General features: G+C 69.5%; 17 protein-coding genes. 6 read left to right on the top strand and 11 right to left on the bottom strand.

Annotation, left to right across the window (positions count from 1 at the left end; all coding sequences use genetic code 11):
• Positions 1–105: 105 nt before the first annotated feature.
• From ACQPYS_RS24230 to ACQPYS_RS24195, 8 genes are all read right to left on the bottom strand, one after another.
• On the bottom strand, positions 106–573 hold the full coding sequence (locus ACQPYS_RS24230; protein ID WP_433490909.1) for a YybH family protein: 468 nt from the start codon (positions 571–573) through the stop codon (positions 106–108).
• A 405-nt stretch (positions 574–978) separates the two neighbouring features.
• Positions 979–2,256, bottom strand: coding sequence for a wax ester/triacylglycerol synthase domain-containing protein (locus ACQPYS_RS24225; RefSeq protein WP_433490908.1), 1,278 nt, complete (start codon positions 2,254–2,256; stop codon positions 979–981).
• 338 nt (positions 2,257–2,594) lie between these two features.
• Complete coding sequence (locus tag ACQPYS_RS24220; RefSeq protein ID WP_431941361.1) at positions 2,595–6,344, bottom strand: multifunctional oxoglutarate decarboxylase/oxoglutarate dehydrogenase thiamine pyrophosphate-binding subunit/dihydrolipoyllysine-residue succinyltransferase subunit; 3,750 nt, start codon at positions 6,342–6,344, stop codon at positions 2,595–2,597.
• A gap of 176 nt (positions 6,345–6,520) precedes the next feature.
• On the bottom strand, positions 6,521–10,165 hold the full coding sequence (locus tag ACQPYS_RS24215) for an ABC transporter ATP-binding protein (RefSeq protein ID WP_433490907.1): 3,645 nt from the start codon (positions 10,163–10,165) through the stop codon (positions 6,521–6,523).
• Between the two features lie 93 nt (positions 10,166–10,258).
• Positions 10,259–11,041, bottom strand: a complete 783-nt coding sequence (locus tag ACQPYS_RS24210; RefSeq protein ID WP_063039357.1) for an ABC transporter permease — start codon at positions 11,039–11,041, stop codon at positions 10,259–10,261.
• The gene (locus tag ACQPYS_RS24205) at positions 11,038–11,991 is read right to left on the bottom strand and encodes an ATP-binding cassette domain-containing protein (RefSeq protein ID WP_063039355.1); all 954 of its coding nucleotides are present in this window, start codon (positions 11,989–11,991) and stop codon (positions 11,038–11,040) included. The genes ACQPYS_RS24210 and ACQPYS_RS24205 overlap by 4 nt, the downstream gene beginning before the upstream one ends.
• On the bottom strand, positions 11,988–12,764 hold the full coding sequence (locus ACQPYS_RS24200) for a hypothetical protein (protein WP_245664696.1): 777 nt from the start codon (positions 12,762–12,764) through the stop codon (positions 11,988–11,990). Before ACQPYS_RS24200 ends, ACQPYS_RS24205 begins: the two co-directional genes overlap by 4 nt.
• 306 nt (positions 12,765–13,070) lie before the next feature.
• The gene (locus tag ACQPYS_RS24195) at positions 13,071–14,111 is read right to left on the bottom strand and encodes a glutathione S-transferase family protein (protein WP_433490906.1); all 1,041 of its coding nucleotides are present in this window, start codon (positions 14,109–14,111) and stop codon (positions 13,071–13,073) included.
• 112 nt (positions 14,112–14,223) lie between these two features.
• On the opposite strand from ACQPYS_RS24195, the gene ACQPYS_RS24190 reads away from it, so the two are divergent.
• Complete coding sequence (locus ACQPYS_RS24190) at positions 14,224–15,018, top strand: enoyl-CoA hydratase/isomerase family protein (RefSeq protein WP_063039350.1); 795 nt, start codon at positions 14,224–14,226, stop codon at positions 15,016–15,018.
• Between the two features lie 117 nt (positions 15,019–15,135).
• Positions 15,136–16,485, top strand: a complete 1,350-nt coding sequence (locus tag ACQPYS_RS24185) for a class I adenylate-forming enzyme family protein (protein ID WP_433490905.1) — start codon at positions 15,136–15,138, stop codon at positions 16,483–16,485.
• 3 nt (positions 16,486–16,488) lie between these two features.
• On the opposite strand, the gene ACQPYS_RS24180 is transcribed toward ACQPYS_RS24185, so the two are convergent.
• A complete protein-coding gene (locus ACQPYS_RS24180; RefSeq protein ID WP_433490904.1) occupies positions 16,489–17,247 on the bottom strand; it encodes a tyrosine-protein phosphatase in 759 nt (252 codons plus the stop codon).
• Between the two features lie 439 nt (positions 17,248–17,686).
• On the opposite strand from ACQPYS_RS24180, the gene ACQPYS_RS24175 reads away from it, so the two are divergent.
• Together ACQPYS_RS24175 and ACQPYS_RS24170 are read left to right on the top strand one after the other, a co-directional pair.
• Positions 17,687–18,136, top strand: coding sequence for a TetR family transcriptional regulator (locus ACQPYS_RS24175; RefSeq protein ID WP_245664689.1), 450 nt, complete (start codon positions 17,687–17,689; stop codon positions 18,134–18,136).
• Positions 18,137–18,166: 30 nt separating this feature from the next.
• The gene (locus ACQPYS_RS24170) at positions 18,167–19,354 is read left to right on the top strand and encodes an amino acid deaminase/aldolase (RefSeq protein ID WP_433490903.1); all 1,188 of its coding nucleotides are present in this window, start codon (positions 18,167–18,169) and stop codon (positions 19,352–19,354) included.
• Between the two features lie 110 nt (positions 19,355–19,464).
• On the opposite strand, the gene ACQPYS_RS24165 is transcribed toward ACQPYS_RS24170, so the two are convergent.
• Positions 19,465–22,800, bottom strand: coding sequence for an AAA domain-containing protein (locus tag ACQPYS_RS24165; RefSeq protein ID WP_433490902.1), 3,336 nt, complete (start codon positions 22,798–22,800; stop codon positions 19,465–19,467).
• A 105-nt stretch (positions 22,801–22,905) separates the two neighbouring features.
• On the bottom strand, positions 22,906–24,708 hold the full coding sequence (locus ACQPYS_RS24160; protein WP_245664688.1) for a DEAD/DEAH box helicase: 1,803 nt from the start codon (positions 24,706–24,708) through the stop codon (positions 22,906–22,908).
• A gap of 60 nt (positions 24,709–24,768) precedes the next feature.
• Here ACQPYS_RS24160 and ACQPYS_RS24155 point away from each other — a divergent pair, with 60 nt between their 5' ends.
• Together ACQPYS_RS24155 and ACQPYS_RS24150 are read left to right on the top strand one after the other, a co-directional pair.
• Positions 24,769–25,635, top strand: a complete 867-nt coding sequence (locus tag ACQPYS_RS24155) for a carbon-nitrogen hydrolase family protein (RefSeq protein WP_063039344.1) — start codon at positions 24,769–24,771, stop codon at positions 25,633–25,635.
• Positions 25,635–26,270 (top strand): phosphoribosyltransferase, encoded by a 636-nt coding sequence (locus tag ACQPYS_RS24150; RefSeq protein WP_063039342.1) that lies wholly within the window; start codon positions 25,635–25,637, stop codon positions 26,268–26,270. Before ACQPYS_RS24155 ends, ACQPYS_RS24150 begins: the two co-directional genes overlap by 1 nt.
• Positions 26,271–26,281 lie beyond the last annotated feature (11 nt).

The following is a 26,281-nucleotide window of genomic DNA, read 5'->3' as shown; positions in this document are numbered from 1 at the left end:
GCCACCACCGGCCTCCACTACGGATCGGCCGCCGCTCGCCCGGCCGTCACGACCCGGCTCGTACCCGGTTGTGGGCCCAGGGCCGGCCCTCGACCGGACAACCCCTCAGGGCTCGAGGTCGACCACGCCCCTGCCGTCGGCGATATCGAATGGGACCGACACCTGGTCGTGCGCGATCAACCAGGTACCGTCGATCTTCCGCAGCCCGAAGGTGACCCGCACCCACATGCCGCTCATCGCCGCCCCGTTCTTCAGAGTGCCGCCGAGCCGAGCGAAGGCATGCCCGAACGCGACATCGTCGCCGATGGTGAAGGCCGCATCGCGAATCTCGTAAGTCACGTGGTCGAGGAGCTGGAACACCTTCGCCCAGTTCGCCATCTTCGCCGCCGTCCCGACGTGCTGGAGCGGCGGCTCGATATCGAAGGACACGACGTCGGAGGTGTACAGCTGCCGCAGCGCCTCGAGATCCGCGGCCCGGAGTCCGTCGATCACCGTGTCGAGCAGCCGGCGGAGCGCGGCCTCGTCGGCCGCGTGGCGGTCAGCGGGTGACCGAAAGTCGTGCGGGGTCGTCATGATCGGTTCCTTCCGAGTCGATTCCCGGGGTATCGCCGGCGTAGCGGCGCCAGGGCGGTGCTCCGGGGCGAGAACCTGATCCAGCAGCCCTGCCCCAGGGCAGCGGCGTGCTGGTCTCGCGGTGTGAACGTGGTGTAGTGCGCCTGGCCACCCTCGGCGCCGACGGGCCGACCGCGGGCATGTTCGGCGAGTACGGCCCTGTGCCCTGGTGAAGACGGATCGGACGCGTGCCGAGAGCCCACACGCCTGAATGGAAATCGCCGCCCGCGGCCCTGCGGGGAACTCCGATGGAGCGCATGGTGGACGGTCGGCCCGGCCTGGTTGCCACGCTCGACGACACCATCGTCTCGGTGTACGAGGGCCGGGCCCGACCCCGGGTGCACAGCAGGTACCGGTGTGGTCAGGTCATATGTTCGGCTCCGCGAGTTGGTGTGCTTCGTGCTGCCATACGTTGTGCAGGTCGTCCATCCCCGGCAGAGCGGGATCGGTTACGAACAGCGTCGATGAACGGCCTTCATAGCTGTAATGCAGCGCTGCGGCAGGAGCCCCGAGCGGAAGCAGGACCAGTGGGTCGATGGCGGTTACGGCAGTTCCTTGCCACTGCAGGGGATGCCGGAAGGCGACATTAGAGCAGAAGACGGCTCCGCGTTCGGGTGCGAGGAGCGCTGACATAGACATGTTCACCAACCTGCGCGGTGCACCCTGGGTCAACCGGCGGAGGGCCTCGCGGTGCGTGGCAGACTTCAGGAGGCGGTTGGCCTCGATAGTGGCCGGTAGTACCGAGGGAAGCGGCCTGCCTGGGTCGGCAACGATGATGCGCCCCGCGAGCGTCTGGTTACCGGGCGTATCGATATCGACCGGTCGCCGGATATTGAGAGCGATGCTCAACGGCAACGACCGGGAGGCGTGTGTGGCATGCACTGCTGTCCAGCTCGCGAAGGTGCGGGCCACTGACGTTACGTATGCGTCGTTCGCAGTGCCTCCGTACCGGCGAGCTGCCGAACGCAGCACTTCCGTCGGCACCGCGGACCAGTTCAGGGCGCGCTCCTGCGAATAGGCGTAGGTGGGATGAGGCCACAAATCGGTTGTGGCCGTCGTGCGAGCCAAAAACTGCAAGGCCCCCAGCTTGTCCCGCAATGAAGGCGCGGGCGGATCTATCAGTGACTGAGCCACACCGGAGGACTGCTCCTTCGGGATCGGATCGACGCTGAAAAGGGTCTCGACGGTGTGCGCCACGGCGCCTCCGTCCTGCAACCCGTGATGGACCCGGTAGAAGATGGCATAACGGTCGGCGGCGTATCCGTGGATGACGGTGAGATCCCACCGGGGACCGTCAGCGGGGAACGCTGCCCGGCTCAACTCACGCGTCGCCTCCTCCACCGAGCCACCCTCGACCACCTTGTGCTCGCGGATGTGCTGTTCTACGTCCGGTCGCCGCTGAACCCAGCATGCGGCAAGACCTTCGCCGGCCATGACCGCTGACAGGGAAGGCAGCGCAGCCAATCGCCCTGTTATGTGCGCACACAGTTCGTCTCGCCGCGCGGGTGCACCGGTCAGGTGCAGAACCGCACCGACGACCAGGCCGGCCTGTTCGTAAATGAGCGCGTCCAGGGGGGATGGCCGCTGTTGGAGGCCGGTAATCGCCGGGTCCGCGCTGCCGCTCTGCTGGAGTTCCTGGGTCATCCGTTTCCCTCGTTTGCACCGGCCGGTCGCCACCGGTGTGCTGAGGGTTCGGCACACGCCGGTTCAGTTGTCTCCCACCGTCTCGGTATGGAGTGCCCAGAGGATTGCACGAATGCCGTGCGGTTGCCGGTCGAGCATTCCCAGCCCGGAACCGATTCGCCCGTCGGCCGGCCGCGCGAGTTCCAGTGCATCTGCTGCGGCACCGGCATCAGTGCGGTCGCCGGGACGGATCAGGTGGCGCCGGCGTGCCCGCCGATGTCCGGAAACGGCCGACGCCGGGTGTGCACCACATCGAGAGTGGATCGCACCCGGCGTCGGCCGTATCGGTGTATCGGTGATCAGTCGGTCGGCGCGAACGCCTCCTCGATGATCTCGGCCTGCTCCACCGCGTGCACCTTGCTCGAACCCGAGGACGGGGCCGACATGGCACGACGCGAGATACGGCGCAGACGGCCCAGCCGCTGCGGCAGCAGCTCCGGCAGGTTCAGGCCGAAGAACGGCCACGCGCCCTGGTTCGCCGGCTCCTCCTGGACCCAGGCGATCTCGGTGGCGTTCGAGTACCGCTCCAGCGCCTCGTTCAACCGGAACTTGGGCAGCGGGTAGAGCTGCTCGACCCGCACGATGGCGACATCGTCACGCTTGCGCTTGGCCTTCGCGGCGGCCAGCTCGTAGTAGAGCTTGCCGCTGGTCAGCAGGATGCGCTTGACCGCGGCGCGGTCGCCGATGCCCTGCTCGTAGGTGGGCTCGTCGAACACCGAGCGGAACTTGGACTCGGTGAAATCCTTGAGATCGCTGACCACGGCCTTGTTGCGCAGCATCGACTTCGGGGTGAAGACGATCAGCGGACGCCGGATACCGTCCAGCGCGTGCCGGCGCAGCAGGTGGAAGTAGTTCGCCGGGGTGGACGGCACCGCCACCGTCATCGAACCCTCCGCGCACAACTGCAGGAAGCGTTCGATACGCCCGGAGGTGTGGTCCGGGCCTTGACCCTCGTGGCCGTGCGGCAGCAGCAGCACGACCTCCGACAGCTGGCCCCATTTGGCCTCACCGGAGGAGATGAACTCGTCGATGATCGACTGGGCGCCGTTGACGAAATCACCGAACTGGGCCTCCCACAGCACCAGCGCGTCCGGGTTACCCAGCGAATAGCCGTACTCGAAGCCGACAGCGGCGAATTCGCTCAGCGCCGAATCGTGCACCGCGAACCAGCCCGGGTTGGCGCTGTTGAGGTTGTGCAGCGGGGTGTACTCGGCCGCGGTCTTCCGGTCGATGATCACCGAATGCCGCTGGGTGAAGGTGCCGCGCCGGGAATCCTGACCGGTCAGGCGGACCGCCCGGCCCTCGTCGATCAGGGTGCCGAAGGCGAGCAACTCGGCGAACGCCCAGTCGACCTTGCCCTCGTAGGCCATCTCGCGGCGCTTCTCCAGCACCGGCTGCACGCGCGGGTGCACGCTGAAACCGTCGGGCACGTTCAGGAACGCGTCGCCGATCCGCTGCAGCACCGATTTGTCGACCGCGGTGAGCACGGTGGACGGGACCTGCTGATCGTCCTCCACCGATTCGCTCGGTCCCGGCGGGTATTTCTCCAGCTCCCGGACCTCGTTGAAGACCCGCTCCAACTGACCCTGGTAGTCACGCAGAGCGTCTTCGGCTTCCTTCAGCGAGATATCGCCACGGCCGATCAGGCTCTCGGTGTAACTCTTGCGGACGCTGCGTTTGGTGTCGATGACGTCGTACATGTACGGCTGGGTCATCGAGGGGTCGTCGCCCTCGTTGTGGCCGCGACGGCGATAGCAGATCAGGTCGATGACCACGTCCTTGCGGAACTTCTGCCGGAAATCGACCGCCAGGCGGGCCACCCAGTCGCAGGCCTCCGGGTCATCGCCGTTGACGTGGAAGATCGGGGCGCCGATGAACTTGGCGATATCGGTGGAGTACTCGGTGGAACGGCTGTTCTCCGGTGCCGTGGTGAAACCGATCTGGTTGTTCACCACGATGTGGATGGTGCCGCCCACGCGGTAGCCGCGCAGACCTGACAGGTTCAAGGTCTCGGCGACCACGCCCTGACCCGCGAACGCGGCGTCGCCGTGCAGCATCAGCGGCACGACCGAGAAGCCCTCGGGGCCGTCGCCCTTGTCCAGCAGATCCTGCTTGGCGCGGACCAGACCCTCGAGCACCGGATCGACCGCTTCCAGATGCGACGGGTTGGCGGTCAGCGAGACCTCGATCTCGTTGTCACCGAACATCTGCAGGTAGTTGCCGCGCGCACCGAGGTGGTACTTCACATCGCCCGAGCCGTGGGTGGCGGCCGGGTTCATATTGCCCTCGAACTCGGTGAAGATCTTCGAGTACGGCTTGCCCACGATATTGGCCAGCACATTGAGGCGGCCGCGGTGCGGCATACCGATGACGACCTCGTCGAGCGCGTACTCGGCGCACTGGTCGATCACCGCGTCCATCATGGGGATAACGGCTTCGGCGCCCTCCAGCGAGAAACGCTTCTGGCCGACGTACTTGGTCTGCAGGAAGGTTTCGAACGCCTCGGCCGCGTTGAGCCGGTTCAGGATGTACTTCTGCTGGGCGACGGTCGGCTTGACATGCCTCTGCTCGACCCGGTCCTGCATCCACGCCAGCTGGTCTTCCTCGAGGATGTGGGTGTACTCCACACCGACGTGGCGGCAGTAGGAATCGCGCAGCACCGACAGCACATCGCGCAGCTTCATCCGCTCTTCGCCGTGGAAGCCGCCGACATTGAACTCGCGGTCCAGGTCCCACAGGGTGAGGCCGTGCTGGGTGACGTCGAGGTCGGGGTGGCTGCGGAACTTGTCCTTGACCAGCCGCAGCGGATCGGTGTCGGCCATCAGGTGACCGCGGTTGCGGTAGGCGGCGATCATCTCGAGCACCCGGGTGCTCTTGTCGACGCCGCGCTCCTTGACGTCCTTGCGCCAGCGGATCGGCTCGTACGGCACGCCCAGACCGTGGAAGATCTCGTCGTAGAACTCGTCCGCGATGAGCAGCTTGTGGATGGTGCGCAGGAAATCACCGGATTCCGCGCCCTGGATGATGCGGTGATCGTAGGTGGAGGTCAACGTCATGAGCTTGCCGATACCGATTTCGGCGATCCGCTCGTCGCTCATGCCCTGGAACTCCGCCGGGTACTCCATGGCACCCGCGCCGATGATCGCGCCCTGGCCCTGCATCAGCCGCGGGACGGAATGCACGGTGCCGATGGTGCCCGGGTTGGTCAGCGAGATGGTGACCCCGCTGAAGTCCTCGGCAGTGAGTTTGCCGTCGCGGGCGCGGCGGACGATGTCCTCGTAGGCGGTGTGGAACTGACCGAAGGTCATGTCCTCGGTGCCCTTGATGGCGGCGACGACCAGCGACCGGCTGCCGTCCTTACCGGGCAGGTCGATGGCCAGACCGAGGTTGGTGTGCGCGGGGGTGACCGCGTTCGGCTTACCGTCGACCTCGGCGAAATGCCGGTTCATGTTCGGGAACGCCTTCACCGCCTGCACGATCGCGTAGCCGAGCAGATGGGTGAAGGAGATCTTGCCGCCCCGGGTGCGGGCGAGATGGTTGTTGATGACCAGCCGGTTGTCGATCATCAGCTTGGCCGGCACGGCCCGCACGCTGGTGGCGGTCGGGATGCTCAGCGACGCCGACATGTTCTTGGCGACCGCGGCGGCGGCACCACGCAGCACCTTCTTCTCGTCCGCGGCCGGCGCCGGCTTGGGCGCACCCGAGGTGGCGGCGGCGTTCGACGTCGGGGCCGGGGTCGTCTGCGGGGCCCGCTGCTGGGCGGCCGCGGTGGTCCGGGCGGCGGTCGTGGCGGCCGGGGCGGACTTCGGCGCGGCCGCCGGAGCGGACGTGGTGGCCGGCGCGGTCGGGGCGGTGGCCCGGGACTGGACCGAAGAATTTTCGGCGGGCACGGCGGCAGGGGCGGATTTCACCGCCGAGGTCGGAGCCGCGGGTGCCGGAGCGGACTGGGTGTTACCGGAATCACCGGAGGTCTCGGGGGTGTAGTCGGCGAGGAACTCGTGCCAGCTGGCGTCGACCGAGGATGGATCCTGTTTGAACTTCTGATACATCTCGTCGACCAGCCACTGGTTCTGACCGAACTGGGATTTTGAGCTGCTCACAGCAGGTGTTCGCCTCATTTCGTTCTTCGCGCTGCGACGTTTGTGACGTGCCCGGCACGGGCCTCGGTGGATGGGTACCGATACGCCCTGCAGACGAGGATATGCCCCCGCGCACATCCACTCGGTCACCGACCACCGGACAATCCCGACCTCATTGTTGACGACTCGTCCTCGACCGAGAATATTCCTTCGCCGCTTCCGGCCGCTGTCCAGAGGCGGGCATAGTGCCCACCGGCCGCCACGAGCTCGGTATGAGTGCCCACTTCGACGATCCGGCCGTGCTCCACCACAGCGATCCGATCGGCCCGCGCGGCCGTGGCCAGCCGGTGCGCGACCACCACAGTGGTGCGGTGACGAGCCAGCGATCCGGTCGCGGCCAGCACTTTCTCCTCGGTATCGGGGTCGAGGGTGGCGGTCGCCTCGTCGAGCAGCAACAAATCGGGGTCCACCAGCTGGGCCCGGGCCAGCGCGATGAGCTGACGCTGCCCCGCCGAGAGCCCGCGCCCGCGCTCGCCCACCGGCCGCCGGAATCCGCCCGGCAGGCCCGCGATCATCTCCCGCGCACCGACCGCGCGGGCGGCCGCCTCGATCTCCGCCTCGGTCGCGGAAGGTTTCCCGAAGGCGATATTGCTCGCGATATCGCCGGTGAACAGGTGAGCTTCCTGCGGGACCATCCCGAGCCGGGCACGGTAGCGGTCCAGCCGGTATTCGCGGATATCGACGCCGTCCACCCGGATGGCCCCGGTATCGGTGCCGGAGAGATCGTAGAGGCGGGCGAGCAGTTTGACGATGGTGGATTTCCCGGCGCCGGTCGCGCCCACCAGCGCCAGCGACTGTCCGGGCGCGACCGCCAGATCCACATCGTCGAGAGCGAAACGCTCGGTGCCCGGATAGCGGAACCGTACCGCGTCGAGAGCAAGATCACCCCGCAAGCCCGCGGTGATGGGATCGGCACCGGGCGGATCGGCACGGATGGAGGACGGGGTCCGCAACAGGTCGCCGATGCGGCGCAGGCCCACGCGCGCCTGCTGGTATCCGTCGAACACCTGCGACAGCTGCTGGACCGGACCGAACAGCAGTTCCAGATACAGCACGAAGGCGACCAGGGTGCCGGTGCTGGTGGTGCCGGCGGCCACCGCGTGCGCCCCGCTGAAAACCACCAGGGCCAGCGCCAGATCGGTCCACGCCGCCACGAACGCGAAGTACAACGCGATGGCGCGCTGGGCCCGCATCCGGCTGCGCCGGTACTTCGTGGAGTACTCGGCGAACCGGTGCGCCGCGAGTCGTTCGTGCCGATTGGCCTGTACCGCTCGCAGCCCCGCGATGTTCTCCTGGAAATCCGCGTTGACCGTGGAGACCCGTTCCCGGGAGACCGTGTAGGCCACCGAGGCGACCCGGCGGAAGACCGCCGTGGCGATGATCAGCGGCGGCAGCACCCCGAGCAGGACCACCAGCGCGAGCCGTAGATCGATCACCACCAGGGCGACCGCGATACCGCCCAGCGACAGCACGCTCACCAGCGCGGTGGACACCCCGGTCTGTAGGAAGGTGGACAGGGCGTCCACATCGGTGGTCATCCGGGTCATGATCCGGCCGGACAGTTCGCGTTCGTAGTAGTCCAGACCGAGCCGTTGCAGGTGGGCGTAACTGCGGACGCGTAGTCCGTAGAGCACCCGTTCGCCGGTGCGGGAGGTGAGCAGGGTGGTCGCGGCGGCCACCACCCAGCCCGCCAGCACCAGCCCGGTACCGAGTGCGGCCGACCAGGTGAGGGCGCCCGGCTGCCCCTCGGTGACCCCGGCATCGATCGCATGACGGACCAGCGGCGGGAAGCCGACCCCGATCAGCGCGTCCAGTGCCAGCAGGGCCACCGAGGCCAGCACCAGGGTCCGCACCGGCCACAGCAGCCGGCCCAGCCGGAACCCCGGATCCGGTTCACGCAGGCGGGATTCGTCCAGACCCGGCCGTTCGGTGGCGGCGGGGAGCGCGTCGATGGCGCGGCGCAGTTCGGGGGTCGCGCTGAGGTCGGGGGTGGGGCCGAAGCGGTCGGCGGACGCGGGCGCGGGCAGCCGGTCGGGCTGGTAGACCGGGCCGGCGACCGGCACCGTGTCCGGTTCGGGCAGGCGGATCACCCGGTCGGCATGGGCGAGGGTCGACTCGCGATGGGCCAGGATGATGGTGGTGCGGGCGCCCTGATCGGGCAGTGCACCGAAAATGGCGGCCTCGGTCACCGCGTCCACCGCGGAGGTGGCGTCGTCGAGGACCAGGATGCGCGGCCGGGCCAGCAATGCCCGGGCCAGGGCGATGCGCTGCCGCTGCCCACCGGAGAGGGTGAGCCCGCGTTCCCCGACGACGGTGTCGTAGCCGTCCGGCAGCTGTTCGATGAACTCGTCGGCGGCGGCCTGTCGTGCGGCCGCCCGGATCTCCTCCGGTGTGGCGTCGGGCCTGCCGAGAGCGATATTGGCGGCCACGCTGGAACTGAACAGGAACGGATCGTCGAAGACCACGCCCACTGCGGCCCGCAACTGCGCGGCGGACACCTCGGCGATATCCACCGGTTCCGCGGTACCGGTGCCCAGCAGCCGGATCCGGCCGGCATCGGGCGCGTAGAACCGGGGCAGCAGTAGCGACAGCGTGGTCTTGCCAGACCCCGCCGGTCCGATGATCGCCACCGTCTCGCCCGGCCGGACCCGCAGGTCCAGGTCGCGCAACACCGGTTGGGCGGTGTCGAAGCCGAAGCTCACCCCGTCGAGTTCGATCCCCAGAGGGCCCTCCGGCACGGCGACCGGCCGCGGCGGGTCGGCCACCGCCGGACCCGCGTCGATCACCTGATACACCCGTTCGGCCGCGGCCCGGGTGAGCTGGGCCAGGATGAGCACCGACGCCATGGTGCGGGCGGTGGTGGTCATGGTGGTGACATAGGCGCTGAACGCGAGAAAGGTGCCGAGACCGATCTGGCCGTGCAGCGCGAGCCAGCCGCCGACGGCGATCACCACCACCAGGCCCGCCTGCGGGATCGCCGCCAGGGTGGGGGAGAAGCGGGCGTTGATCCGGGCCGCGCGCATCCGCTCGGCGAACAACCTGCGGCCGTGCTGTTCGAGCACATCGACCATGCGGGCTTCCTGGCCGAACCCCTTCACCACCCGTACCCCGGTGACCGTCTCCTCCACATGCTGGGCGAGTTCGGCCGCCCGCTGCTGGGCCGACCAGGTCGCGGCGTGCAGCCGGGGCCGCATCCGGTACACCACCACGATCACCAGCGGCACCATGAGCAGCGCGACCGCCGCCAGCGGCGGCGACAGCCACAGCATCACCGCCGCGGCGAGCACGAACTGCAGAAAAGACATGCCCGAGAGCGGGGCCATCGCCAGCAGCGACTGCACCAGCTGAAGATCGGTGATCGAGCGGGAAACCACCTGGCCGGTGCGCAGCGCGTCCTGACCGGCGCCGTCCAGCCGCTGCAACGAACCGAGCAACTGCACCCGTAGCCCGTGCTGGACGTCCAATGACAATTTGCCGGCCAGCATCCGCCGCCCGAAGGACGCGGCGAACCGGCCCGCCGCCAGCAGGGCCAGCAGTGCCGCGACGATCCCGATCACCCGGGTGGCGCCGCTGGTGGCCGAATCCACGGCCCATTTGGTGAGCAGCGGTGCGACGATCTCGGCCGCCGCGCCGGCCACCAGGGCCACGGCGATACCGGCCAGCGTGCTCCCGTAGCGCCGGCACTCCGACCACAGCCTGCGAAGCCATCCCGGCCGTGCACCGCTACCCATGAGCCCCCCTTCGCCTGGACCAGTCATCGACCATAACGACACCCGGCGACAAGGTCTTGTTCCCGGCGCTCCCGCCGGGACAGGCTCAGCGGATCACAGTTCGGCCCGGCGCAGCGCCCACCAGCCGGCCGCGCCGACTCCGACGGACCACAACAGCAGCACCACGATGGCGGCCGGTGTGGGGGCCAGCAGATCGCTGTCGGCGAACGAGCCGACCAGGACGGTACTCAGCGTCGCCGCGCCCGGCAGCAGCGTCGCCGCGCCCGGCAGCCCGATCCCGGCGGTCACCACCCACAGCAGTGGTTCGGCGAGCAGGAGCCACCCCAGCACCGCGCCGCCCGCCAGGGCCGGCGAGCGCAGCAGCAGCCCGAGCCCGGTGCCGATCACCGCCCAGCACGCCGCGGCCAGCAGACCGCCACCGAGCACCCCGAACAAGGCGGCCGTGATCTCGAATTTGCCGCGGCCGAACAGCAGCAGGCACACCATCGCCGCGACCTCGACCGCCAGCGCGGCCACGACCGCGGCGGCGGCGGTCACCAGATATTTCGACCCGGCCAGCCGATCCCGGTCCATCGTGAACAGCGCGGTGGTCACCAGCGTGTTGTGCTGGTGCTCGCCCGCCGCGCCCGCGGCCCCGAAAACACCCGCCGCCAGCACGACCGCGAACAGCGCCAGATACAGCCCGATGGTCGCGGTACCGGTCACCGGATCGCTGTCCGGGTCACGCGGCCCGGCCATGATCGCGGTCACCGAAGCGGTCACGATCGATATCGCGACCAGTGCTCCGGCCAGCACCCGGGTGTAGCGCAGGGTCACCGCTTTGCGGTACTCGGACAGGACCGGCGGAATCAGTTCCGCGGGGACGATATCGATCATCGGGCAACCCCGTACGGCAGAGAGGTGGGCGGCGGCATACCGGGCCCGACCGGCTGCGGCGCGGCCGCATGGGTCAGGGAGGCGAGCACCCGGTCGGGATGGATCCGATCGGCGACTATGTGGTCCAGCCGGACATCGGCGGCGCGGGCGGCGGCCACGATATCGTCCTCGGTCGCGTCCGCCACGGCCAATTGATCGTCGGGCCGGATCACCGCGTCGGTGAAACCCCGGGCGGCCAGGGCGGTGGCGACGGCGATGGACGAGGACGACGCCACCACCAGACGATCCGGGTTACGGCGCCGCAGCCGGGCCGGGCTGCCCTGATAGACCACCGACCCGCCGCTCAGCACCACCAGATGGTCCGCGATCGGCAGGGCCGTCACCAGGCTGGGCGTGGTGAACAGCACGGTACCGCCGCGTCGCGTGTGACTCCGCAGGAAGCCCTGCAACCAGGACAGTTCGCCCAGCTGCATACCGGCGGCGGGATCATCGAGCACCAGCAGTCGCGGGTCGGGCAGCAGGGCCGTCGCCAGCGCCGCGCGGGTCTCCTCGCCGGGGGACAGATCGTCGGGGACGGCGCGGGCGCGCTCGGTGAGACCGGTGATCTCCAGAACGGTGCGCACCCGCCGGTCCGGGCAGCCGGCCGCGGCGGCGTAGACCCGCAGATGATCGCGGACCGTCCGGCGTGGATGCAGACCACGCGGCGCGAGGACGGCACCCACCACCGAACTGCGGCCGCCGCCGGTCACCGTGGCCGACCCGGCCGTCGGTGGGAGCAGCCCCAGCAGGATCCCGGCCACCGTCGACTTCCCGGAACCGGGCGGACCCACCAGCGCCGCGCAGGTACCCGCCGCGACATCGAAGGAGATGTCCTGGGCGCCGATGCTGAAATCCTCGTACCGCTTGGTCAGACCCCGGACCGTGATCGCCGGGCGCGCCGAGGGCGTCACCGCGGCCCGGCCGGTGGCTGGGTCCGTCGCTCACGCACACCGACCTCATCGCGCGCCGGCTCGCTCGGCGCGCCCTGCGGCAGCGACTTCTTCGGCTGCTCCAGCACGGTCGGCACCTGGGCGTCGATCACCATCTCGTCCGGGAAATACGCCGGTGCCGGGCCGAACGCCTTGCGCGCGTTGTTGACGGTCGCCTTGCCCAGCGCCCGGTTACCGACCCCGCCGATCACCGCGCCGATCCCGGCGGGCACCACCTTGCCCGCCATCAGCGCGGCACGCTTGGTGATGAAGCGGACGATGAACCGCTTGAGCAGCGAATCGTTCATCCCGGACAGACCTGGGATCTTGTTCGCGAATACGGTGCCCCAGTTCTTGGCCGAGGTCCCGACACTCTTCTGCACGATCTCCATCCCGGTGTCACCGAGCACCACCGCGAGCACCAGCGCCCGCCGCTGCTCGGTGTTCTCCGGCCGCACCCCGTGCACCGAGGCCACCGCCAGCGTGAACAACGCCGACGCCTCCATGAAGAACGTGGTCTCCGCGCTCACCGCCGCCAACGCGGCGATGGTCCCCACTCCGGGAATCGCGGCCGACGCCCCGACCGCGCTACCGCTACCGGTCACCGCCAACAGATACTGGCGTTCCAGCCGCTCGACGAGCTGCGCGGGCGACTCGTCGGGATGTGCGCGCCGCAAACGCGCGACATACTTGGCGACGGCGGGTGCTTGTAGCCGGGAACCGTGATCCAGCGCCTCGACCACGGCCTTTTCCAATGCCCCGTTACGCACGGCGTCATCCCTCCTCTACGGCCTCTGTGCACTGTAGGGCACGGCGGCCGGACGTTCGCTCTGACTGGTAACGGACTACCCCTTTCCCGGGTTCCGACGCTGTGTTTATTGGCGGCGCCGCAGGCGGCGCCAAAAAACACAGCACCTTCGCGTGCAAGCCCGCCCGCTCACCTTTGCGAGCAGGTCCACTCTTCAGGGAGCGAGCCCACTAGCCCACTGCTCGGCGGCCATACGCATCGATTCCTGGTCCACTGACCCGCCGGACTGTCCACAGTTCGCGCCCCGTCGCACCTACGGCGTTCCCGTCTCCCGGGCCCCGTGGTCCGCCGGGACCACTTCGGCCGGGACCGGGGGTGGTGGGGGTGTGCCGTCGCCGAAGGGGCGGCCGCCGAGTGATTCGCGGCCGTGGGGGGTGAGCCAGTTGGCGAGGTTCGGTCCCTTGGGGACGATCCGGGTCGGGTTGATGTCGGTGTGGACCTTGTAGTAGTGGTCCTTGATCTGGGTGAAATCGATGGTGTCGCCGAAACCGGGGGTTTGGAACAGGTCTCGGGCGTAGGCCCACAGGACCGGCATCTCGCTGAGTTTGCTGCGGTTGCATTTGAAATGGCCGTGGTAGACGGGGTCGAACCGGGCCAGGGTGGTGAACAGTCGGATATCGGCTTCGGTGATGGTGTCGCCGACCAGATAGCGCTGCCCGGTCAGTCGGTCCGACAGCCAGTCCAGGGCGGTGAAGAGCCGGTCGTAGGCGGCGTCGTAGGCATCCTGGGCGCCGGCGAAACCACAGCGGTACACGCCGTTGTTCACCTCGCGGAACACCCGGGCGTTCACCTCGTCGATCTCGGCGCGCGACGCTTCCGGATAGAGCTGCGGCGCGCCGTCGCGGTGGTACTCGGTCCATTCGAGGGAGAAGTCGAGGGTGATCTGCGCGTAGTCGTTGGTGACGACCTGGCCGGTCGGTATATCGACGATCGCCGGCACCGTGATGCCGCGCGGATAGCCGGGGAAGCGGGCCAGGTAGGCGTCGCGCAGGCGCGGGATCTTCAGCACCGGGTCCACCCCGCCCGGGTCCAGATCGAAGGTCCAGCTGAGCTTGTCGTGGGTCGGTCCGCACAGGCCCAGCGAGATCACCGATTCCAGGCCCAGCAGGCGGCGCGCGATCAGCGTGCGGTTGGCCCACGGGCAGGCGCGAGCGGCGATCAGCCGGTACCGGTCCGGTTCGACCGGGTAGCCGTCGCGGCCGTCGGCGGTGATCCGGGTGGTGATGTAGTTGGTGTCGCGTGTGAATTCGCCCGGTTCGACGTAGGCGCCCTGTTCGGTTTCCGAGTCGGTCATGGGACCAGTCTCGCAGGGTGGGCCCATGAGCCGACGGTATGAGCGGGTCAGGCCCGGAGGCGGTAGCGGAGCGTAGCCACGGAGGGCCCCGCTCATACTTGATAATCACGGTATGAGCGCTACCGAACCCACCCGGCTGGAACGCACGGTCACCGCCGGCGGTGCCGAAGTCGCCACATTGACGCTGGCGAGCCCCCCGCTGAACCTGTTCGATCAGGCCATGTTCGACGCCCTGGTCGCGGATCTCGCCGAGCTGTCGGCACGGCCGCCGCGCGCGTTGCTGATCCGGGCCGAGGGCAAAGTGGTCTCGGGTGGGGTGGATGTGCACACCTTCGACGGTCTCACCGCCGCGCAGGGGGCCCAGCTGTGGCAGGACCTCTTCGCCCGGATCGGCCATCCGATCGAGGCACTGCCCTGCCCGGTGCTGTTCGCCGCGCACGGGCTCACCCTCACCGCGGCGTTCGAGATCGCGCTGGCCTGCGATCTGATCCTGGCCGCGCCGAAGGCGAAGTTCGGGCTGGTGGAGATCGTGGTCGGGTTGACGCCGTCGATGGGCGGGCCGCAGCGGCTGGCCGAACGGGCCGGGTCGGGCCGGGCCCGCGAATTGGTGATGACCGGTGACCTGTACGACGCGGAGACCATGCGCGAATGGGGTGTGGTGAACCAGATCCACGAGGATCTCGACACTGCGGCGGTCGCGCTGACCCACCGGCTGGCCGAGGGGCCCACCCGTGCGCATGCCGCCACCAAACGGATCATCGAGGCGTGGCGGTCGGGTGGGGTGGCGCACGCGGATTCGGTGACCCCGCAGGTGTCCGGTGACCTGTTCGCCACCGAGGACCTGCCGCGGGCGGTGCGCAGCTTCTTGGAACTGGGACCCGGGAAGGCCACCTACCGGGGGCGCTGACACACACCGGGTGACGATTTCGTCATCGGCCCGGGCGATTCGCCGACTCCGCACCCGAATTTGTGATCTGCATCATATAGTCACAAGTGTCAGGCTGTTCGACTGTGCGGAGGTCCGATGCAAGGCAGTACGACCACGACCATCGGGCCCGCGGCCGGTCCGTCGGGCTCGGCACGGCAGTCCACCGGCTCCGGCCGCCGGCCGGAGCCGGTGGAGTTCCATATCGTCGACGCCGGCGCCGCCGCGCCGCTGTCGCGCGGCGCGGACGGTGTCCTGCGCTACGGCAATCTCGGTCCCGCCCTCACCGAGCTCCTCGATCTCCAGGTGCACGCGTTCTCCAACCGGGAGGCCGTGGTCGAGGTCGGCGGCGGCCGGCTGACCTACCGGGAGCTGTGGCATTCGGCCTCCCGGGTGGCCGGTGGGCTGCAGGAGCACGGGATCGGCTACGGGGACCGGGTCGCGGTGCATATGCCCCCCGGGGTGCGCTGGGTGCAGGCGTTCCTCGGAGCGCTGCTCAGCGGGGCGGTACCGGTTCTGGTCTATCACGGGCTGCCGCAGGAGGCGGCCGACGAGGTCATCGCCGACAGCGATGCCGATTTCGTCCTGGGCCCGCCCGACCGGGGTTGTGGCGCCACTCGCAGCGACAGCCGGTGGGCCGCCGATCTGCCCGCCGGCGCCGCGTTCATCGATGACGGTGCGTCGCTCGGCGATCTGGCGCTGCTCTGTTACACCAGCGGTGCCGGGGCCGGCGGAGTGTCGACGGGGGTGGAACTGACCAACGAGAATCTGCTCTCCGCGATCCGCTCGATGGTCGCCGCCCTCGATCTGCCCACCGACGGGATGCGCAACCTCGTGCTACAGCCGCTGGCCCACGCCAGCGGCTGTGTCGACCAGTTGCTGCCCACCTTCGCGGTGGGCGGCACCGTGGTCCTGGCCCAGGGCACCGGCGCGGTGGCGGCGGCGATCGCCGAGGAAGGTGTGGATACGCTCGCCGCCAGTGCCCGTGTTCTCGGCGGCCTGCTGCCCGAGCTGGCCGCGGGGCGGGCCGGTGGATTGTGCACCGAACGGGTGATCCGGATCAGCACGGCCGGTCGTCGCGCCGAAACCGGGGAGCCCGGGTCGACGCCCGCCGGTGATCTGGGTGCGGTCTTCCCCGCGGCCCGGCAGTGGGCGGTTTGGGGTGCGACCGAGACCAGCGGTATCGGCCTTGCGCTGGGGCCGACCGCCGGTCTGGCCTCCGACGCCGACGGTACGGTGCTCGGGTTCCCGTTCGGCGGTACCGAGCTGGCGCTGTGCGGACCGGAGGCCGCGTCGGGGCGCGGCGAGCTGCTGTGCCGCGGCCCCAATGTGACCAGGCGCTACTGGAACGACCCGCAGCGCACGGCCGACCGTTTCACCGGTAGCTGGTTCCATACCGGCGATCATGTGCGCATCGGCACCGACGGACTGGTCCGGCGCAGCGCCTGAGCGTCAGGCGACGAGGCGTTCCCGCAGCCGCTCCCGCAGGTCGGGGGTGAGTCCGGCGGCGCTCAGATACGCATCGAAATCACCGTGCAGTTCGAGACCGGATTCCAGACCCGCGCGCAGGTATTCCTCCCGCACCTCGAGCACGGCCTGCGGCAGCTCCGCGCCGAACTCGTCCTTCAGCGAGGTGCGCAGTTCGGCGACCGCCTGATTGCTCAGCAGGTAGTCGGCGAAGATCTCGGACTCGGCGACCCCGACGGCGCGCAGCAGCGTGGCGATGGTCCAGCCGGTGCGATCCTTACCGGCGGCGCAATGCACCAGGACGGCCCCGCGGTCGGCGACGATCGCCTCGGCCAGGGCCGTGATGGCGGCGTGCGCCTCGGGCCGGGCCGGGAAATTGCGGTACACGTCCATCATGTAGGCGAGGGCGGCGCCGGGCGCGTCTTCCCGGCCCGCGCCCGCCTCGTGCGGGGGCGCGGTGACCGTACCGTCGTCGAAGGGGGTGATGTTCAGCCGGATCTCCGGGGGCAGGTGGTCGGCGCCGGCACGTTCGATCTCGAGATGACCGCGCAGATCGTGGACCGCCGCGACGCCCAGTTCCCGGAGGGTGGTGTGGCCGGCGTCGTCGAGCCGGCTGAGCTGAGCCGACCGGAGCAGGACTCCGGGGCGTGTCGTCCCGCCGTCGCGCAGGCGCAATCCGCCGAGATCTCGAAAGTTGAAGGTGCCGCTGATCCGGAGATGCCCGGCGAGGGGAGAGCTTGTCACCGCATCAGGCTAACGGGCGCCCGACCGGGCGCGTTGTGTGATGCCGCACAGCCGTCGAAGATCGCCGGACCACGGTCGTAGACTGGCCGACGGTCTCTGTCATGAGACGCTGTGGCGGTACGGGTACGTCTCCCGGGGGTCGGTCCAGGTGGGCCGGACGCACGTGTACCGGTTCCCCGAGGTATGCGGATTCGCTGCCGCCGGGACCGTGAAAACAGTCTTCGGGTACGAGTTTCCAGCCAGAACTGTTCTCAAACCCCGAAAACCTTCTAATATCGAGAAGACGGATTGGATAGGCTGCGATTTCCCGACCTATGCCTACCGATCCGGCCGGCCACTGCGGTGCCGAGTTTTCGGTCCGCAGTGTGCGAGTTGTTTGCCGAGGGAGCTTGCGTTGGGCGTACGTGGAGAAATAGCGGAGGTCCGGATTCGGTCGGCCGTGCGTGAAGCGGTCGATCATGCCGACGCGGTTATGGATATCACCGGATTACGGGCGCTGCGGGTGCTGCTGCACGCCGGGGTGAGCGCCTACTGGCCGCTCGTGAAGGCGACGCCGGTGCAGCAGATCCACGCCTACTCCAAGACCGTGCAGACGCTGTGCCGGCACTGGGACTCGACCGCGGACTATGTGCCCGACCCGGTGGTCTCCAAGCGGCAGCGTGCCCAGCAGCGTGATGTGATCGAATGGCTCGAGCTGTGTGCTGCACGTTCCGGCACCCGCTGGATCGAGCCGGTCGAATCGGTGGCGTCCTACGTGATCATGGTGGTCCAGGGTTCGGTGCTGCGCTGGCTGGCCGATTGTGACGATGAGGTCGTCCTGGTCGCCTTCGACGATCTGGTCTCCAATCTGATCACCCGCGCGATCGACACCGGAAACTCCTCTCGATAAAGCTGGACGTTCGACCAGTACGATGGTTGAGTGGTCCGGGTGAGTGCGACCTCGCCGATTGCCCCACTGCACGCGGCCACCGCGGACCTGGACCCGCCATTGGCCGCGGTGGACCTCACCGCACTGCGGTCGAATGCCGCCGACCTGGTGCGCCGTGCCGCGGGCCGGCCCATCCGGGTGGCCAGTAAATCCGTACGCTGCCGCGCGGTCCTGGAGGAAGTGCTCGGTACCGGGCTGACCGCCGCGGGCGGCTTCGCCGGCCTCATGTCCTATTCGGCGGCCGAGGCGATCTGGCTGGTCCGGCAGGGCGCCCGTGATGTGCTGCTCGGCTACCCGAGTGCCGATCGCGCGGCGCTGGCCGAACTCGGCGGCGACCCGGTCCTGCTGGCGGCGATCACGCTGATGGTCGACGATGTGGCGCAGCTCGACCTCATTCGGGCCGCGGTCGGCAGCGCGACCGTGCATCCCCGGATCTGCCTGGACGTGGACGCCTCGCTGCGGATCGGTCCCGTGCATCTCGGGGTGCGTCGCTCGCCGATCCGGACCCCGGACCAGGCCGCCGAACTGGCCGAGACGGCCGCCGCCCGCGGATTCCGGGTGGTCGGGCTGATGACCTACGAGGCGCAGATCGCCGGGCTGCCGGACACCTCGCTGCCGGTGCGGCTGGTGAAGAAGGCCTCCGCTCGGGAGATCGGCCGCCGCCGCGGCGCGGTGCTGGACGCCGTAAACGCGGTGACCGGTCCGCTCGAGATCGTCAACAGCGGCGGTACCGGTTCGATCGAATTATCCGCCGCCGCACCGGGCGTCACCGAGATCACCGCAGGATCGGGCCTGTACGTACCGACGCTGTTCGACGGATATCGATCGTTCCGTCCAAGGCCCGCAATGTTTTTCGCGTTACCGGTACTGCGCCGGCCGGCGCCCGGAATGGTTACGGTTTTCGCCGGGGGATATATCGCATCCGGGCCGGCGGGGGCGACGCGGGTGCCCGAACCGGTGTGGCCGAAGGGATTACGGCTGCTCGGTACGGAAGGGGCGGGCGAGGTGCAGACGCCGCTGGCCGGCGCCGCGGATCTGTCGATCGGGGACCGGGTGTGGTTCCGGCATGCCAAGGCCGGTGAGCTGTGTGAACGGTTCGACCGGTTGTATCTGGTGGACGGTGACGGCTCGCGCGCGGCGGTGCCCACATATCGTGGTGAAGGTAAATGTTTCGGATGAGGCCGACACGAATTCGGCGTGGCCCATATTCGGCGGTAATTCCTCTCGGGCCGAGTAATTCCGGGTAACGGCACCGACTGTCCCAGCAGGATGAATCGGTCCGTGAATACCTATCGGTTCTCCAATCGCACGAACCGGGAAATACTCGCCAATTCATCGAGCGTCTCCGGCAGGAATTCGGTGAGTAGCGGGGAACGTACGATCACCGCGCGCCGGCGGGCCCGGCCCACCGCATCGTGTACCAGTGCGGGCGACAGCAGCGCACCGACGGTGATCGGCGAATCCTCGGGGCTCGACGCCGCCAGGGAGAGCAGGACCACCGCCGCCTCTCGTCCGCGGAGCAGATCCGGGGTGCCCACCAATACTTCCTCGAACCGCGCCCGCGCCAGCAGGCTCCGGATCCGGCTCACCTGAGCACGGTACGGGGACACCACGACAATGTCGTGCGGTTGCAGGAGCCGGGGCCCGGTGCCGTCATCCCATCGCTGTCCCAGCAGGTTCCGGATCTGGTGCAGGACCTCGCGGGCTTCGGCGTCGGAGGCCGTGCTGTCGCCGTGGTGCTCCACCGGCACCGTAATGATTCCGGGCTCGACGGCATCGGCGAACGGCTCGGCGGGCGGCGGATACGCCCGCAACCGGCCGTCGAAGTAGAGCGGTGACAGCGCCTCGCTCAACCGCGGATGCAGGCGCCGGGTCCGGCCCAGGAAATATCCATGGGTGGACGGCAGTGTCACGTGACCGGAACTCGGCCAGGTGAGGGCCGGTGTGCGCACCGGTTCCGGATGCGGGCCCGGATCGGGATCGTACCGGGCGGCCGGGTCACCGGTGAGCAGCAGATTGCGGGCACTCACCGAGACCGCGGCCGTGGTCGCCAGTGGGAAGGCGTTCGCGTCGGCGATCACCAGGAGGTCCAGCGAATCACGCGGGATCCGTAGCGGGTCGGTGAAGTCGGCGGGGGTGCCGCCCACCACGCAGCCGCGGATCGCGTTCGCCAGGAACCGGGGATAGCGGTCGGCTTCGAGGATCAGCCATTCGGGAGCCACGGCCACCGAGTCGCTCTTGGCGACCAGCTCGGGCAGCACACCCGCGCGCACCACCGCGTCGAGCAGATTCTCGACCGGCGCGACGGTCGGCGCGACGATACCGATCCGCCAGTTGTCTCCGGCGACCAGCGCGGCCAGCACATCGGCCAGGACGGCGGTCCGGCCGGTTCCGGTGGGAGCCTGCACCGCGAGATACGAACGATCCAAGTCGCGCAGCGCCGCGGAGATCGCGGCCCGCGGGTCTTCCCCGGCGGGCGGTAGCTGCGACCCGGCGGTGCCCGGGGCGGTGGCGCCGAGGCGGGGTGGGCGGCGGGTCAGCAGGTCGAACAGCGGCGACGCGGGGATCGCGGGCAGCGAGACGAGCAGCTGCCGGCCGATATCCTCTACCGCGTCCGCCGCGGCGACGGGCGGGTCCGGCAGTGCCGGTGCCAGCGCGACCGGCAGTTCGTCGTGCGGTTCGGCCCCGGGCGCCAGGGTCTCCTCCAGGCGCACGGTATCGGCGAAATCGGTGTCCACCGCACAGCCGAGAACCGTGGCCTTCCCGCAGGTACGGACGGCCCGCGGCGCGCGTCCCGCGGGTTCGTAGACCACGCAGACCGTGGTGCCCGGCGCGAGGCCCGGACCGGCCAGCCGGCCGGTGATCCGCAGGAAGCGGCGCACCGTATCACCGGGACCGATATGCCATTTCGTATCGACCGCGGCCGAATCGGCCACCATGACCCCGGGTGCGGCGGCCCAGTCGGCCGGCGGATGGGTCAACCGGTCGATATGCGCCCACCAGGCCGTCTGCTGTTCCCGGCGGTGATAGCCGAGCAGCGCGGAGGTCAGTGCGGCGACCCGGTGCGGTTCCGCCGGGTCCTCCGTCTCCACGTCCGGGCGCCGCGCGGCGAATTCGGCCAGGGCGGCCTCGGTGGACGAGGGTTGCGCCGAGGGCGTTTCACGCAGCAGGCGGTCCAGCGTCTGGACGTGCCCGACCGGCGGAACGCCCATCTGTGCGCGTAACCGGTCCGCGAGCCGCAGCACGGTACGGGCCCCGGGATCCGCCGGGGTGCCGTCGAGCACCGCGGCGACGGCGGGCAGCGCGTAGGTCTGCGATCCGGCGACGAAAGCGCCCCGGAATATCGGATACAGGTCCACCAGGGTGCCCGCCCGCAGCAGCACGTCCACGGTTTCCTCGCCGAAGCCGAGCCGGGCGGCGGTGTGTAACAGAAATGTCCGGGCGGCGGCGGTGTAGTGGTAGATGTGCAGATCGGGCTCGGCCAGCAGCGGTTCGGTGAGCGCGGCGAGGATATCGGTGAAGGCCCGGCGCCCCACGGCGCGCAGTTCGTGCCGTCGCGTGAGCGTGACCCCGGGGGATTCGAGCGGGATCTCACGGGTCAGGCGGACGGTATCGCGGGCGGCGATCTCGATCCGTAACCGGCCCGGGGCGACCTCGTCGACGTCGAGTGCGAGGTCGCCGGGGGTGGCGGCGGGCAGCATATCGAGGGCGGACGGGTCGGCGGTGACGTATTCGCCGCGGCCGGAATGTTCCTGGCGCAGCTGGACGAAGGCCTGGGTGCGCAACCGGGTCAGCAGGCGCGGGGGTATCTCCGGGGTGGCGACGGTACGGGTGGTGAGCCGGTCGATGGTGGCGACACCGGCCGCGCGCAGAGCGGCCCGCGTGGGCAGATCCATTCCGGCGACCAGCAGCAGATCCCGGGCCTCGGCGCGGGCGGCGCGGCAGACGGCGCACCGGTGGCAGGCGCGGAAGCGCGGATCGCCCCACTGCACCGGCAGCAGTTCGCTGGAATGCTCGGCCAGGATCTCGGTGACCCGTTGTCGCCGGGCCGAATACACCGGCCGGGTGTCGGAGAGCTCGACGTGGTGGCTGCCGGTTTCCGAGTGGACCGACAGTTGCGGGGCGACCCGGACCGATCGTTGCTCGAACAGCGCCGCGGCGACGGTGATCCGCAGCGCCGTGGCGACCGGTCCCGAACCGTCGGTATCGACGCCGTGCAGCCGGATACCGTCGGCGGTGCGGGTCAGCAGATCGGCGGAGGCGAACACCTCCCCGTCGGAGATGAGCGGATCGCGCACCGCCGGTGCGCCGGAGTCGAGGGCGGCGAGGGTTTCGGTGTGCGCCGTGGACAGCGCCGCGAGCGCATCGGGCGACACTCCCGGCCGGGGGATCTCGATCAGCGCACTCGTGTATCGCTGCCGGATATCACCGAGCACCCGGTCGATTGCCGTGATCGCGTGGCCGTCGCGCGCGTGATCGGCTGTCGCGTACCCGTTGTCACCATCGGGGAGCGGGCCCACGGTGCCCAGTTCGGCGTCGAGCGCGCGCAGCAGCGCGAATTCGCAGCGCGCGGCGCGCACCAGATCCGCGGCGCCGTACACCACCCGATCACCGACAACGAACAACGACGGCCCTCCTGCGCCCAGTGCCACTCCGGCCGGCGCTCGCGCGCGGGCCGGACGGGCCCCACTGTAGCCATCGGGTCCGACCTGGTGGAACGGGCCGTCGCGTCAGGAACGCGGTTTCCGGCGATCCTGACGCTTCGGGCCGTCGCGCCGGGGGCCGCGGCCGATGAAGCGATGCCCGGGCGGGCCCTGGTCGAGCTGCAGCTGGATCAATACACCGCTGATGCGGGTGCTGCGCAATGCCTCCAGGGTCTCCGGCGGCAGCTGGGCGGGCAGTTCCACCAGGCTGTGGTCCGGCCGGATACTGATATGCCCGAAATCGCTGCGCCGCAGGCCGCCCTCGTTGGCGATGGCGCCGACGATCGCGCCGGGCACCACCCGGTGCCGTTTGCCCACGCTGATGCGGTACGTGGCCAACTCCGCGCCGGTCGCGCGATGCCGGGACGCACCGCGACGTTCCTCGAAGCCGCCTTCCTCGAACCGGCGCGGCGCCCGTTCGCGCCGCGGCCGCTCCACCGGCTCCGGTTCGGGTTCGAGGAAGAAGCTGTCCCCGTCGTGCGCCGCCACCGCCAGCGCGGCCGCGATATCGGCCAGCGGGGTGTTGTGCTCCTGCTCGTAGTCCTCGATCAGTTTGCGGAACAGCGCGAGATTGTCCGAGCTGAGATTCTCGGTGATGGCGTCGCCGAACTTCGCGACCCGCTGGGCGTTCACATCGTCGACGCTGGGCAGCTGCATCTCGGTCAGCGGATGCCGGGTGGCGCGTTCGATGGATTTGAGCAGATGGCGTTCGCGCGGGGCGACGAACAGCAGCGCCTCGCCGCTACGACCCGCGCGGCCGGTCCGGCCGATGCGGTGCACATAGGATTCGGTGTCGTGCGGGATGTCGTAGTTCACGACATGGGAGATCCGGTCCACATCGAGCCCGCGGGCGGCGACATCGGTGGCGACCAGGATGTCGAGTGTGCCCGCTTTCAGCTGACCGATGGTCCGTTCCCGCTGGGCCTGGGCGATATCGCCGTTGATGGCCGCGGCGGAGAAACCGCGGGCGCGCAGTTTCTCGGCCAATTCCTCGGTGGCCTGTTTGGTACGCACGAAAATGATCATGGCCTCGAAGGACTCCACCTCGAGGATCCTGGTCAGCGCGTCGAGTTTGCGCTGATGCGATACCAACACCCAGCGTTGGGCGATATTGGTGGCGGTGCTGGTCTTGGCCTTGACCGTGATTTCGACCGGCTCGCGCAGGTACTGCTTGGAGATCTTGCGGATCGCCGCGGGCATGGTGGCGGAGAACAGCGCCACCTGCTTCTCGGCCGGGGTGTCGGCGAGGATGCGTTCCACATCCTCCTGGAACCCCATCTTCAGCATCTCGTCGGCCTCGTCGAGCACCAGATAGCGCAGCTTCGACAGGTCCAGGGTGCCCTTTTCCAGATGATCGATCACCCGGCCCGGGGTGCCCACCACCACCTGGGCGCCGCGCCGGAGACCGGACAGCTGGACCCCGTAGCTCTGGCCGCCGTAGATCGGCAGGACATGGGTGCCCGGCATATGTGTGGCGTAGCGGCCGAACGCCTCGGCGACCTGGATCGCCAGTTCCCGGGTGGGCGCGAGCACCAGCGCGGCCGGCTGTTTGCCGGCGGGATGCTCCTGCAGCAGGCCCATCAGGATGGGGATCGCGAAGGCCGCCGTCTTACCGGTACCGGTCTGTGCCAGACCGACCACATCCGTGCCCGCCAACAGCGGCGGGATGGTCGCGGCCTGGATGGGGGAGGGCGATTCGTAGCCGACGTCGGCGATGGCCGAAAGGATGCGGTCATCGATACCGAGATCTGCGAAGGACGGTCCGGCGGTTTCGGGTTCGGTCTCCCCGGGGTTCTCGCCCAGGTTGTCGTCGCCCTCATTGGTGCTCATTGACCAGGAGTTTACTGGTACGGCCTGGTCGTCCGGCCCACCGGCCCATACGGTGTCAGCATGAACGCCGCCCCCACCGAGCTCTCCGACCCTCCGCACGCCGGTACGACGGTTCTCGCGGTCGTGCAGTTCGCACCGCATACCGATATCGAGGCCAATCTCGCCGCACTCACCGCGCAGGTGCGGGCAGCGGCCGAGCAGGGCGCCCGGATCGTGGTGGCTCCCGAGTATTCGATGTTCGCGCTCGGCCGGCTCGACGAGCGGGCCCTGGCCGCCGCGCAACCGCTCGACGGCCCGTATGTCACCGCCTTGTCGGAACTGGCCGTCGAGACCGGGGTGTACCTGGTCGCCGGGATGGTGGAGACGGCCCCGCCCGGTGACGAGCGGATCCACAACACTCTGGTCGTGCTCGGTCCCGACGGCTCCCTGCGCACGCACTACCGCAAGGTGCACCTCTACGACGCGTTCGGTCAGCGCGAATCGGAGGTGGTGGCGCCCGGACCGCTGGACGAACCGGCACTGTTCACCGCCGACGGACTCACCTTCGGACTGCAGACCTGTTTCGATCTCCGCTTCCCGGAGGGGTTCCGGCGACTGGCCGTGTCCGGCGCGCAGGTCCTGCTGTTGCCCGCGCAGTGGATCCCCGGACCGGGCAAGGTCGATCAGTGGACCACGCTCCTGCGGGCCCGAGCCATCGAGAACACGGTGTATGTGGCCGGTGCCGACCAGTGCGGGCCGCGCGGTGCCGGTGCCTCGATGATCGTCGACCCCGCGGGCCGGGTGCTGGCCGAACTGGCCGACGCGCCCGGTATCGCCGTCGCGGAGCTGGAGTCCGGCCTGGTGGACCGGGTCCGGCGGACCAACCCGAGTCTTGCGCTGCGGAGATTCGTGGTCACCGCGCCGGAAGCGAGTAGCGTCGACAGGTAATGCTCTACGCCGACCGTCTCACCGCCGGGCGCGCACTGGGAAGCGAACTGACGCACCTGCGTGCGGAGCACCCGCTGGTGCTCGGACTGCCCCGCGGCGGGGTCCCGGTGGCGGCGGCGGTTCGCGATATCGTCGGCGGCGATCTCGATATCCTGCTGGTCCGCAAGCTCGGGGTGCCCTGGCAGCCGGAGCTCGCGGCGGGCGCGATCGGCGAGGAGGGCGCGCGGGTGCTCAATGCCGATGTACTGCGCCAGACCGGACTGGACCGGGCGCGGATCGAGGCGATCGAGGCGGCCGAGCGCGCCGAACTGGACCGCCGCCGCCTCGTCTGGCGCGGTGAAGTCCCGCCGATCCCGCTACGGGACCGGACCGTGGTGATCGTCGACGACGGGGTGGCCACAGGGGCGACCATGGTCGTGGCCTGCCGGGTGGCCCGGGCCCGGCAGCCGCGGCGGATCGTGGTCGCGGTACCGGTATCGGCGCCCGAGGCGCTCGACCGGATCCGCGCCGAAGCCGACGAGGTGGTGTGCCCGCAGGCGCCGTCGGCGCTGGCCGGGGTGGGCGGGGCCTACCGCGATTTCCACCAGCTCGACGACGCCGAGGTGACCGAGTTGCTCCGGCCGGACGCCCGGTGAACGGTACCGGA

It is taken from the genome of Nocardia grenadensis (assembly GCF_050942415.1).
GTDB lineage: Bacteria > Actinomycetota > Actinomycetes > Mycobacteriales > Mycobacteriaceae > Nocardia > Nocardia grenadensis.
The sequence above is the reverse complement of the archived record's forward strand: the minus strand, read 5'-3'. Positions and strand labels throughout refer to the sequence as shown.